General features: G+C 68.0%; 10 protein-coding genes. 3 read left to right on the forward strand and 7 right to left on the reverse strand.

Translation table 11 applies throughout. The annotated features are described in order from the left end of the window. Positions 1 to 35: 35 nt before the first annotated feature. Positions 36 to 1,598 (reverse strand): serine hydrolase, encoded by a 1,563-nt coding sequence (locus AC5P65_RS11480; protein WP_346483503.1) that lies wholly within the window; start codon positions 1,596 to 1,598, stop codon positions 36 to 38. 110 nt (positions 1,599 to 1,708) lie between these two features. Here AC5P65_RS11480 and AC5P65_RS11485 point away from each other — a divergent pair, with 110 nt between their 5' ends. Both AC5P65_RS11485 and AC5P65_RS11490 read left to right on the forward strand, forming a co-directional pair. Beyond that, positions 1,709 to 2,152 carry a VOC family protein gene (locus AC5P65_RS11485; protein ID WP_134729408.1) on the forward strand — a complete coding sequence of 148 codons (444 nt, stop codon included), beginning with the start codon at positions 1,709 to 1,711 and terminating at the stop codon, positions 2,150 to 2,152. Further along, on the forward strand, positions 2,149 to 3,024 hold the full coding sequence (locus AC5P65_RS11490; RefSeq protein WP_021203650.1) for a DUF72 domain-containing protein: 876 nt from the start codon (positions 2,149 to 2,151) through the stop codon (positions 3,022 to 3,024). The genes AC5P65_RS11485 and AC5P65_RS11490 overlap by 4 nt, the downstream gene beginning before the upstream one ends. On the opposite strand, the gene AC5P65_RS11495 is transcribed toward AC5P65_RS11490, so the two are convergent. Next, the gene (locus tag AC5P65_RS11495; protein ID WP_229301601.1) at positions 2,945 to 3,559 is read right to left on the reverse strand and encodes a Pr6Pr family membrane protein; all 615 of its coding nucleotides are present in this window, start codon (positions 3,557 to 3,559) and stop codon (positions 2,945 to 2,947) included. The two genes, AC5P65_RS11490 and AC5P65_RS11495, sit on opposite strands and share 80 nt — an antisense overlap. A gap of 78 nt (positions 3,560 to 3,637) precedes the next feature. Between AC5P65_RS11495 and AC5P65_RS11500 the strand changes: the two genes are divergently transcribed. Continuing rightward, positions 3,638 to 4,585, forward strand: a complete 948-nt coding sequence (locus tag AC5P65_RS11500; RefSeq protein ID WP_010486385.1) for a DMT family transporter — start codon at positions 3,638 to 3,640, stop codon at positions 4,583 to 4,585. Between the two features lie 30 nt (positions 4,586 to 4,615). On the opposite strand, the gene AC5P65_RS11505 is transcribed toward AC5P65_RS11500, so the two are convergent. The 5 genes from AC5P65_RS11505 to AC5P65_RS11525 all read right to left on the reverse strand — a co-directional run bounded on the left by AC5P65_RS11505 (position 4,616) and on the right by AC5P65_RS11525 (position 12,107). Next, positions 4,616 to 5,776: an AAA family ATPase gene (locus AC5P65_RS11505; RefSeq protein WP_111098975.1), complete on the reverse strand. Its 1,161-nt coding sequence runs from the start codon at positions 5,774 to 5,776 to the stop codon at positions 4,616 to 4,618. A gap of 162 nt (positions 5,777 to 5,938) precedes the next feature. Then, on the reverse strand, positions 5,939 to 7,009 hold the full coding sequence (locus tag AC5P65_RS11510) for a sensor domain-containing diguanylate cyclase (RefSeq protein WP_021203647.1): 1,071 nt from the start codon (positions 7,007 to 7,009) through the stop codon (positions 5,939 to 5,941). 143 nt (positions 7,010 to 7,152) lie between these two features. Continuing rightward, entirely contained in the window at positions 7,153 to 7,875 is a 723-nt protein-coding gene (locus AC5P65_RS11515; protein ID WP_019659152.1) for a pseudouridine synthase, read from the reverse strand. 34 nt (positions 7,876 to 7,909) lie between these two features. Further along, a complete protein-coding gene (locus tag AC5P65_RS11520; protein ID WP_111098976.1) occupies positions 7,910 to 9,574 on the reverse strand; it encodes a sensor domain-containing diguanylate cyclase in 1,665 nt (554 codons plus the stop codon). 109 nt (positions 9,575 to 9,683) lie between these two features. Further along, a complete protein-coding gene (locus tag AC5P65_RS11525) occupies positions 9,684 to 12,107 on the reverse strand; it encodes a putative bifunctional diguanylate cyclase/phosphodiesterase (protein WP_021203645.1) in 2,424 nt (807 codons plus the stop codon). Positions 12,108 to 12,199 lie beyond the last annotated feature (92 nt).

A 12,199-nucleotide genomic window follows, 5' to 3' on the forward strand; every position in this document is an offset into this window, starting at 1 on the left:
ATCATGAGGTTGCCGGCCAGCGGCCGGCACTACCCTCATTCTTTGACCGGGGTGAACAGCAGGTCCTGGAAATCGAAACTGAAATCGGTCAGGTCGGAAATCGGCTGCATGCGCACCTCGCGCACCTTGCCATCCGGGTCCAGGCTGAAGTTCACGAAGGCGTCGGCGTTGAGCGAACGGTCGTCCCAGCGCACGATGAAGGTGTCGTGCTGCCAGTGCTCCAGGCGCCCGCTCAGCTGCGCGGTCTTCGCAAAGCGCAGGCGCAGGCCCTTGCCTTCGGCGCTGATCTGCATGTCGCCATACCAGCGGTCACGGAAGCTGCCGGTGTAGCCGGCCAGCGCCAGCGATGGCCTGCTGCCCTTGTCGCGTGCGCTCTGGTGCTTGGCCCAGGCCTCGTCGGCCTTGTCCTGTCCCTTGGCCACGGCCTTGGCATAGGCGTCCACCCAGTCATGCTTTTCACCGCCCAGGTAGGCATCGAGCACGCTCAGGGTGATCGCATTGAACGCCGCGCCCACTTCCTGATTGGTCAGCACCACCACGCCCAGTTTCTCGCCCGGTACCAGGGTCAGCCGCGAAACCATGCCCGGCCAGCCACCGGTATGCCAGACCAGCTTCTGCCCACGGTAGTCGCTCAGGCTCCAGCCTTCGCCATAGCCGGCGAAGTTGGCCCGCGCAGGTGCCAGCTCCGGCACGCTCGGCGCCGGGATCGACTGCGGCGTGATCATCCGCCACATCTGCTGCTGGCTCTTCTCGCTGAACAACGGCGTGCCGTCGGCCAGCTTGCCTTCGGCCAGCTGCACCTGCATCCAGCGCGCCATGTCGTGCGCGCTGGAATAGATGCCGCCGGCGCCGGCATTGTTCGACCAGGTCAGCGGCGCAACGGTGCGCAGGTCCTTGAAATCGTACTTGGCGTGGCCGACCGCGGCCTTGTCGCCCGGCTTCAGGTGATCGGCGTTGTAGCGCGTGCCGGTCATGCCCACCTTGTCGAAGATGCGCGTCTGCAGGAACTGCTGGTAACTCATGCCCGAGACATGCTCGATCACCTGCTGGGCAACCGCGTACAGGATGTTGTCGTACGCGTAGCTCTCGCGGAAACCGCCCTTCAGCGGCACCCTGCCCAGCCGTTCGACTACTTCGGCATTGCTGTAGGAGGTGGCCGGCCAGAACAGCAGGTCGCCGGCACCCAGGCTCAGCCCGCTGCGGTGCGACAGCAGGTCGCGGATCGTCATCTGCCCGGTCACGAACGGATCGGACATGCGGAACGACGGCAGGTGGTCGATCACCTTGTCATCCATCTTCAGCTTGCCGTCCTCGGCCAGCAGGTTCAGCGAAGTGGCGGTGAACGCCTTGGTGTTGGACGCAATGGCAAACAGCGTATCGGCCTGCACCGGTTCCGGCTTGCCCTGCTCGCGCACGCCCCAGCCGCGCTCCAGCACCACCTCGCCATCCTTGACCACCGCCACCGCAACACCGGGCACGTCGAACTGCGCGCGCACGCGCTCGACGGTCGCATCCAGCTCCTGCAGCTGCGCCGGGGTGGCAGCGCTCGCCATGGTCGTGCACGCCAGCAGCACGGCTCCTCCAATCCAGGGTTTCATCCAGCACGATCTCCGAACAGGGGTGGCGGCCATGTGCAGGCCGTCACCGGGGTTTCGCGGGATGGTAACGGTCTGCGGCGCACCCTGCCCTGTGCCATAGGAGGGGTGTCATGGGCGGAAACGGCCAACCGAGCAACGGCTCCACCATCATTCCGTGCCTGCGCTACCGCGATGCGCAGGCTGCCATCGACTGGCTGCAGCGCGCCTTCGGCTTCCATGCCCAGGCCGTCTACGCCGACGGCGACACGGTGTTCCATGCGCAGCTGACCTTCGGCACCGGCATGATCATGCTGGGCTCGGCCAGCAACCAGAGCGCGTGGAGCGAGCATGCGGCGTTGCCTGATGAGGTCGGCGGCCGCCAGACGCAGAGTGCCTGCGTGATCGTCACCGATGCCGACGCGCACTACGCCCGGGCCAAGGCCGCCGGTGCCCGCATCGTCATCGACATCGCCGACCAGGACTACGGCGGCCGTGGCTATGCCTGCGCCGACCCGGAAGGCTATCTGTGGTGGTTCGGCAGCTACGACCCGTGGCGCACGGACCACGGCCAGTGACCGCGACCGCCCGGCAGGCGGAGATCCGCTGCGGCATCGGTGGCTGGGTGTTTCCCGAATGGCGCGGCGGCGTTTTCTACCCCGTGGGCCTGCCGCAGCGTGAAGAGCTGGCCCATGCCAGCCGCGCCCTGCGCTGCATCGAAATCAACGGCACCTTCTACCGCACGCCCACCGCCGCACAGTGTGCGCAGTGGGCCGCGCAGACGCCGGAAGGCTTCCGCTTTGCGATGAAGGCACCACGCTACCTGGTGCAGCGCCGCGACCTGTCCAGCACGGTGGAGGCAGCCGCGCCCTTCCTGCAGGCAGCGATCGCGCTCGGTGACCGGCTTGGCCCGTTGTTGTGGCAGTTCGATCCACGCCACCCGGCCGACGCCGATGCACTGGACGCGCTGATGGCGCAGCTGCCGAAGCAGCTGGAAGGGGTGCCGCTGCAGCATGCGCTGGAGGTCCGCAATGCCGCAGCACATGGCCCCGCACTGGTCGCCGCCGCGCGCCGCCACGGCGTGGCACTGGTGATCGAGGACAGCGACGAGGCGCCGCTGCACGGCGACGTCAGTTCGGGCTTCGTCTACGCGCGGATCAAGCGCAGCCAGGCCCGCTTGAAAGAGGGCCTGCCTGCGCCCGTGCAGCAGCGCTGGGCTGAACGCGCGCGACGCTGGTCACGCGGCGAGCCGGTGGACGACCTGCCCTGTCTGGCCGGGCACGCCCCGGAAACCCCGCGCGAGGTCTACCTGCTGTGCATCGGTGCCGGCAAGGCCCGCAACCCGGCGGCAGCGATGGCCCTGCAGCGCCTCATCGACGGCGCCAGCGGTCCAGCCCCCACAGCAGGGTCCAGCCCACCACGAACACGCCCGCAACGCGCAGCACGTTGAGCAGGAAGGCCGCCAGGCCCAGGCGTTGCAGTTCGAGGAATGGATACGGCGCCTGTCCGGTCGTTGCAGCGACCAGCATCGCCCAGCCAAGGTAGGCCAGCGGTACCAGCAGCACGCCGCCCAGCGCGCGCCAGCGCAGCTCACCGTGCGGCAACAGCAGCAGCCACCCCAGCAGGAACAGGGCAGGCACGACATAGTGCAGGCCCGCATCGACCCACCATTGCAGCCCGGTCGGTTGCCACAGCCCCTGCAATGCAAGCACGTAGACGCACGCGGTCACACCGATGCACAGCGCCAGGCTCGCCGCCACCGCCGGCTTGAGCACTCTGCCAAGGACCACCCACCCACATCCGACGCAGACAGCCAGGTTGCTGAGAATGGTGAAATAGCCGAAGAAACGCAGCGTCGCCACGCCGATCCCGGCCGCCGCCCCCGGCCCCTGCACCAGCAACAGGTACTGCAACAGCAGCGAGGCTGCCGCCATCAGGGCAGTCAGTGCGGCCCATCCGCGCAGAAGGGAGCAATCGGCTGCCATGGCTCGGTTCTCTGGGTCGATGCCGCGAGCATGCCACAGTCATCGCCGACGGCCGCGCGATTGCCTCACAATAGGCCGATGAGCACACCCGACACCCGCAAAGCGCTGTGGCAGATCCACTTCTGTGTCCTGCTGTGGGGCATCACCGCCATCCTCGGCAAGCTGATCACCCTGCCCGCACTGCCGCTGGTGTGGTGGCGCATGCTGCTGGTGACGGCGATGCTGGCCCTGCTGCCACGGGTCTGGCGCGGGTTGCGCACCCTGCCCCTGCGGCTGGTCGCCGGCTACGCCGGCATTGGCGCGCTGGTCGCCCTGCATTGGCTGACCTTCTATGGCGCGGTGAAGCTGGCCAATGCCTCGGTGGCTGCCACCTGCATCGCACTGGCGCCGGTGTTCACCTCGATCATCGAACCGTGGGTGGCCAAGCGGCCGTTCCAGCTGCGTGAGCTGGCGTTCGGCCTGGCGGTGCTGCCGGGTGTTGCGCTGGTGGTCGGTGGCGTGCCCGATGGCATGCGCCTGGGTGTGTTGATCGGCGCGATCTCAGCGCTGCTGGTGGCGGTGTTCGGCTCGCTCAACAAGCGCATGGTCAGCCACGCCGATCCGCTCACGGTCACCGCGCTGGAGCTGGGTGCGGGCACCCTCACCCTGACCCTGCTGGCGCCGCTGATGCCCTACCTGCTGCCTGCGCTGGCCAGCCCGTTGTGGGTGGTCCCGGACCTGCACGACGGCATCCTGCTGCTGGTGCTGGCCGGGTTCTGCACGCTGCTGCCGTTTGCCCTGGCCCTGGTCGCACTGCGCCACCTGAGCGCCTACACGGTGCAACTGGTGACCAACCTTGAGCCGGTCTATGCGGTGGTGCTGGCGGTGGTGCTGCTGCGCGAGCAGCACGAGGTCACCCCGTGGTTCTACCTGGGCGTGGCGATCATCGTCGGCGCGGTGTTCCTGCATCCGCTGCTGAACCGCCGCAAGCCGGTGCAGCATCCGGAGATTCTTGGCACGGCCGAGGCGCGCAACATCGCCGATTGAATGCATCCACGCATGGCGTGGACGCCCGTATCAACGCTGCGGCCAATGCCAGGCCGGCGCATCCAGCAGGCCCTGCCCGCTCAACAGCGTGCGGCCCTGTTCCTTGTACAGATGCAGCGAATGGCACCCTGGCGCCTGTTCCAGCGCCGCGATCAGGCGGCTGGCGTGTGACACCACCCATACCTGGCTGCGCGAACTGGCTGCGATGATCAGCCGCGCCAGCGCCGGCAGCAGGTCCGGATGCAGGCTGGTCTCCGGCTCGTTGAGCACGAGCAGCGGCGGTGGACGCGGCGTGTGCAGCGCAGCAGCCAGCAGCAGGAAGCGCAGCGTACCGTCGGACAGTTCGGCCATCGACAACGGCCGCAGCAACCCCGGCTGGTGGAAGCGCAGGGCCAGTCGACCGTCCAGCTCTTCGAAGCCGACCGTGGCACCGGGGAACGCATCGTCGACGCTGCGTGCCAACGCCACCGGGTCACCGATCTCGAGGATGGTGACCCAGGCCGCGGCCAGATCCCGGCCGTCGTGACGCAGCACCGGCGTGCGCGTGGCCATCGCCGATTGCCGCGCCGGGGCATCGGCATCGCTGCGGAAATGATCGTAGAAGCGCCAACGCCGGATGTACTCGCGCAGGGCGATGGTTTCCGGCAGGCGCTGCGGATCGCCGACCTGGGTGAACAGGCTGTCGAACAGCGACAACCTGTCATCCACCAGATCCCAACCGCGCGCATGACGTTGCCGAACCATTGCCCCACGGCGATCAACCAGCAGGTTGGCGCTGCGCAGGAACGGGCCAGCCCAGATCGCCTCGGCCTTGATCTGCGGGTCCAGTGCGAAGGCCGATCGACTGGGCGGCGGGTAGCCCAGATCGATGGCGTAGCCGAATTCGTCAGTGGCGAAGCCCAACTTCAATCCCACCGATTCCTGGCGTGGGCCGCCCTGCAGGGGGATTTCGCCGGCAGCAACCCGACGGTCCATTTTTTCCGGACCCGCCCACAGCGCCGAGCCCAGCCCGCCTTCGCGGGCCAGCACCGCCGCGACGCCGCCCTGCGCGGTCTCGGCCAGCAGGCGCAGGGCACGGTACAGGCTGGACTTGCCACTGCCGTTGTCACCGGTCACCACATTCAACTGCTGCAGCGGCAGTACGAGCCCGTGCAGCGAACGATAGTGGGCGATGGCCAGGGTCTGCAGCATGGGCGGCGTCCGGGGAAACAGGGCGTCATGCTGGCCGGTTCTGATCGCAGGAGCTGCGACGCCAAGTGAAACGGGAAGAGCATCCACGCATGGCGTGGATCTACTGGAGCGGCATCGAATCATCCACGCGTCGCATGCGTTCAACGCGCGAACCGCCGTGTTTCAGTCCGCCCGTTCCACCCGGTTGCGGCCTTTGCCCTTGGCCCGGTACAGCGCCTTGTCGGCACGTGCCAGCGTCTCATCCACGCTTTCACCGGGCTGGTGCTGGGCCACTCCAATACTGATCGTGACCGGGAACCCCAGCGGCAGATCAGCAACGGCCAGGCGCAGGAACTCGCACTGAAGTTCGGCGGTTTGCAGGTCGGTCGCCGGCATCACCGCCACGAACTCCTCGCCGCCATAGCGCGCGGCCATGCCACGGCCGGCGAAGTGCGAGCGCAGCAGCGTGCCCAGCTCGGCCAGCACCCGGTCGCCGGTGGCGTGGCCCTGGAAATCGTTGATGTGCTTGAAGTGGTCGATGTCCAGCAGCGCGACGCAGGCCACATCGGGCTGATCCCCGGTCACCGCCACTGCCTCGTCCAGCGCCGCCGCCATCGCGCGGCGGTTCGGCAGGCCGGTCAGCGCATCGGTGCGGCTCTGCTCGGCCAGGTCGGCGTTCTGCGCCAGCAGCACGTCGTGGTACTCCGACAGCAGGCGCTCGTAATCATCGCGTTCCAGCATGTGGTTCCGGATGTCGAGCGCGAAACGGCGCAGCTCCATCACCAGCATCACCTGCCGCGACAGCGCGGCCAGCGCCTCGGCCTTGTCGCTTGGCAGGTGCTGCGGCTGTGCATCGAACACGCACAGCGTACCCAGCGGCAGGCCATCGGAACTGATCAGCGGCGCACCGGCGTAGAAGCGGATGTGCGGGTCGCCGGTCACCACCGGGTTGTCGTGGAAGCGGATGTCCTGCAACGCATCCTCGACCACCATGATTTCGTGCGGCTGCAGGATGGCGTGGCCACACATCGATTCGCTGCGCAGGTTTTCCGCCGCATCGATGCCCTGGATCGACTTGAACCATTGCCGTTCGACGTCAATCAGGGTCACCGCCGCCATCGAGGTACCGCAGACCGCCTTGGCGATCGCCACCAGGTCGTCGAATGACTTCTCGCGCTGCGAATCAAGGATCCGGTAGCGGTACAGCGCCTCGAGCCGGAGGGCTTCGTTGGCAGGCTTGTCGGGCTTGATCATGCAGCGTCACTTCCGGCAGGTCACTGCAAAGTCTAGCTGATGCCGGCGCGTAATCCGCACAACGGGTAGTGCCGGCCGCTGGCCGGCATCCCGCGCGCATTCGATGCCTGGAGTAGCCGGCCAGCGGCCGGCACTACCGCGCGTTACCAGTCCAGCTGCTTCGGCAGCAGGCCCTGCAGCTCCTGCTCGGTCAGGTTGCGCCACTGGCCCGGCTTCAGCGCGCCGATCTTGATGTTGTCGATGCGCACGCGGCGCAGCTGGGTCACGCGATAGCCGAACTCGGCAGCCATCAGGCGGATCTGCCGGTTCAGGCCCTGCTGCAGGGTGATGCGGAAACCGAACTTGGCGATGCGCGAGGTCTTGCACGGCAGCGTCATCTGGTCGTGGATGCGCACGCCGCGCGCCATGCCGCGCAGGAACTCATCGGTGACCGGCTTGTTCACCGCCACCAGGTATTCCTTCTGGTGGCCGTTCTCGGCACGCAGGATCTGGTTGACGATGTCGCCATTGCTGGTCATCAGGATCAGGCCTTCGGAGTCCTTGTCCAGGCGGCCGATCGGGAAGATGCGCTGTTCGTGGCCGACGAAGTCGACGATGTTGCCCTTGACCGAAGTTTCGGTCGTGCAGGTGACGCCTACCGGCTTGTTCAGTGCGATGTAGACGTGGCGGCGGGCGCCGGGCTTGCGTGCCACGCGGGCGCGCAGCGGCTGGCCGTCGACCAGCACCTGGTCTTCCTCGCCTACCACCGCGCCGGTACCGGCCGGATGGCCGTTGACGGTAACGCGGCGCGCGGCGATCAGGCGATCGGCCTCGCGGCGGGAGCAGAAGCCGGTGTCGGCGATATGTTTGTTGAGTCGGGTGGTCATCGGCCCATTATCCGGCATCGCCGCCCGCTGCGCTTCATGCCAGGGCGGGCGGATCGAGCTCCTCGCCGTCGAACACCCGGTTGCGGCCCGCCCGCTTTGCCACGTACATGGCATGGTCGGCGCGCCGCAGCAGCCCGGCCAGATCGTCCTCGCCCGGTCGCCACTGCGCCAGGCCGATGCTGGCGGTCACCTCCAGCCCCGGCACCTGCAGGGCCTGGCCAGCCTCGGTGATGCGCTGGCGCAGGCGGTCCAGCCGTGCCGACGCCGCCACGCGCGGCATGCCGGGCATCAGCAGCAGGAACTCTTCGCCGCCCATCCGTACCACTTCGTCCTGGCTGCGCACTGCCATGCGCAGGGCACGCGCCACCGCCACCAGCACCAGGTCGCCCACGGCGTGACCATGGCGGTCGTTGATGTCCTTGAACAGGTCGATGTCGAGGAAGCCGATCACCAGCGGGCCGCGCTCACGGTCCACCCGTTCCAGATGGCGGGCCAGCTGCTGCAGTCCGGCGCGACGGTTGGGAAGCCCGGTCAGGCCGTCGGTCTCGGCCAGCTGGCGAAGTTCATCACGCTGCTGGCGCAGCCGGCCCAGCCGCTGGTTCAACGCATACGCGGCCATCATCAACAGCCAGGTCACCGCCAGCTGCAGCGCCTCCACCCGGTATTCCAGCAGCCACGCCGCACCACAGGCATCGGCGATGATCAGTACCAGCATCGGTGCCAGCGCGGCCAGACCCGCCTGCGCCCAACGGTCGCCGCGCCAGCGTGCCCAGACGCCGACCATCAGTGCCAGGCCACATCCGGACAGATAGGACACCTGCAAGCCCTTCGCGACCCAGGCCAGATGCTCCCAGCGCAGCCACGGCACCAGCACGGCCAGCGCCATCAGGGCCCACAACACCGCCACTTGGGCCGGGCGCGATCGAGGCAGCACGCGATCGCCTCCGTTCAGCCGCCACAGCGCCGGCAGCACCAGTGCCTGGGTAGCAGCGGTCAGCGCCAGCAGCCACCATGCGCCGTGCTCGCCCACCGGCAGCCAGGGTTCCGGATAGCCGCTGAGCCCGCCGAGGATTGCCTGCCACAGCACCATCACGGTGGTGCCGGCGATGTAGACCAGGAAACTGCGGTCCCGGGTGGTCAGGAAGGCCATCAACGCCGACAGCGCCAGCGCGATCGCCACCGCGATGCAGGCCGCGCGCACCAGCAGGCGGGCGGTGTCGTTCTGCTGCACCGGGCTGGGCGCGCCCAGCCGCAGGGTCGGTACCCAACGTGTCTTCAGCGGTGTCTGCCAGGAGACCAGGAACGGCTCATGGCTGCCGGCCGGCGGTACCGCCACCAGGCCGATGCCAGCCCGGAAACGTGAATCGCGGGTGCGCGCGTCGTGCATGTTGCCGCAGATCTCGCGGTCACCATGCTGGACGCGCACTTCACCGGCAAAGACGTTGAACACGTCCAGCGCCTGCGGTTGGCCTGACCAGCCCTGCGGCGGAGCCGGTACCAGCACCTGCTGGCGGGCGCCGGACAGCATCTGCGGCGTGCATGCGCGGTGCGGCGTCGGCTCGTCGGTAGCGCCGCCGACCAGGAGATAATCATGGCCCGACACGGCCTCTGCAGCCTGAAGCGGCCACGGCAACGCCAACCACACCATCAGGACGGCCAGCACCGCTCCTGTTCCATACCGCCACTGCCTGCCGCCCACGCCACGTCCTGTTCCTGCTTACGTCCGCGCCCACTGCGCGCCGCCCCTGACGCGCATTATCGCAGCCGGGCACGCCACGCATGTGTACACCAAAGTCGGCGCCCGCGGTTCAGCCAGCCGCCGGCGGCCCCTTCACCGCGACCAGCCGTACCGGGCGCAGATCGACCAGGGTCAGCCGCTCCAGCGGCTGCGGCCGTTCGATGGCATAGCCCTGCAGCCCCTGTACGCCAAGCCGGGTCAGCGCACCGGCAACCTCGGCGGTCTCCACCCACTCGGCCACCACTTCCATCTGCAGCTCGCGCCCGAGCTCGCTGATCGCGCGCACCGTGGCGTGGCTGACAGGGTCGGTATCCATGTCGCGCACGAAGGCGCCGTCGATCTTCAGGATGTCCGCCGGCAACTGGCGCAGGTAGCCGAAGGAAGACAGGCCGGAGCCGAAGTCATCCAGCGCCATCCGGCACCCCCGTGCCTTCACCGCATCGATGAAGGCGCGGGCCTGGCTGAGGTTGCTGATCGCCGCAGTCTCGGTGATCTCGAAGCACAGCTTGGAGGCCAGCGCGCGGTTGCGCTCGAGCAGGTCGCAGACGAAGGCGAGGAATCCCGGCTCGGCGATCGACTGCGCGGACACGTTGACGTTGCACAGGCCCAGCTGGCGCACGTGCGCCGGGCACACCTGCAGGTGGCGGAACAGCAGCCCGAGCACGTGCCGGTCCAGCGCCACCGCCATGCCATAGCGCTCCACCGCCGGCATGAACTGGCCGGGCAGATGCAGGCTGCCATCGGTGCCACGCATGCGCACCAGCACCTCGTAGTGCAGGTAGGACGGATCCCCCACGCGGGCGATGCGCTGTGCATACAGCAGCATGCGATTCTCGGCCATCGCCAGGCTGACGCCCTGCAGGCGCTCGGCCTCCTGCCGCCGCTCCTCCAGCGCCATGCGGTTCTCATTGAAGCAGTGCACGCGGTTGCGCCCGGCCTGCTTGGCGGCATAGCAGGCGCTGTCGGCGGCACTCATCAACCAGTTCACGTCCGGCGCATCTGCACTGACCTCGACCACGCCGATGCTGCAGCTCAGCTGCGGGCTGCCCTCGCTGATCGGAAACGTGGCCTGGCCCAGGTTGCGGATCACCCGCTGCAGCACGCGCTTGGCCTCGTCCTGCCCGGCATGGGCGAGGAACACCGCGAACTCGTCCGCACCCAGCCGGCCGACCCAGTCACCATCACGCACCGCCGCCACCAGATAGTCGGCGAAACTGCGCAGCATCTGGTCACCGGCGGCATGGCCGAAGCTGTCGTTGACCAGCTTGAAATGGTCCAGGTTGATATAGCACAGCGCGTGCGTGCCGCCTTCGCTGCGCACCTGCAACAGCGCGCGTTCCAGCAGCCGTTCGATCTCGCGGCGGTTGATCAGGCCGGTCAGCGGGTCATGGCTGGCGTGGTGCTCGATCTCGCGCGCCAGTGCATGGTTCTGGCTGACGTCCTCGATGATCGCGAACACCGACAGGCCACCGGCGGCGCTGCGCACACCGGTGCCGCTCCAGCGGCCCCAGACCAGGCTGCCATCGCGACGGCGGAAGCGCAGTTCGCTCGGCCGCAGCTGCCGGTCCCAGTCGATACGGCCCACCCCATCGATGACAAGCTCGCCGTCCATCAGCAGATCGCCCAACGACATCTGCAGCAGCACGTCGCGCCGGTAGTCGAGGATATCGGCCATCGCCTGGTTGGCTTCGATCACCTTGCCTTCGGTGTCGAGCTTGAGCATGCCGACATTGGCCTGATAGAAGGCGGCGCGGAAGCGGCTTTCATGTTCGGTCAGGTCCTTGCCGACGCGGCGCGCGAGGGCCACCGCCATCAGGCTGATCGCAAGCACCGACAGCCCACCAACCACGAGCGTGGCGATCCGCACCATCGTGGCCATGCGCAGCAACGCTCGGGAAAACGACTGCGCCTGCACCTGCAGCCGCCGGTCCAGATCGCGCAGCTGTTGCAGGTAACGGTCGCGGTCGGCCACTGGCAGCGTGCCTTCGGCGTGCGCCGACTGCAGCTCGGCGACCAGCCGCTGCACCGCCAACAGGTCATCGTCGGTCTGCCGCCACAACGCGGTTGCTTCGCGGAAGGCGCCGATGTCGCGTGCATAGCGGAACGAGAACACCAGACGCGGGATATCGGCATGCGCGTTGCCACCCTGCAGGAAGCCCTGCCGGGCCTTCTCCTCGTCCGGTACCGCCTGTTCCAGCGCCAGCCGGGCCTGCAGATCTCCCAACGGAATCCGCAGGGCCTGGCGCGCGTCCTCCAGGTCCTGGGCATGGCCGCGCGCCAGGTAGCGGCTCAGCGCAGCAGTGGCATCCTGCTGCCCGCGTGACCAGTAACCCTGCCCGGCGATCCAGGCCGTCGAAGCCGCCTGCAGTTCCTGGATCAACGCGGACAATGCGACCAGCCCGATCGCCATGCCCGTCAACAACGCAAAGCGCAATCCCAGCCCACGGGTCATAGGCACCCGCCGGCTCTGCTGGTCCGTGCCACTTCTACCCATCCCGGATCCCCCCGAATGTGCTGCGGTGACAACCTGCCTTGGAACCGGCCCAGCCTATGACCGGCAATGTGTGGGCCATGCGAAAAAGGGGA

The sequence above is a fragment of the Stenotrophomonas sp. YJH_SMC_48-3 genome (assembly GCF_059369375.1).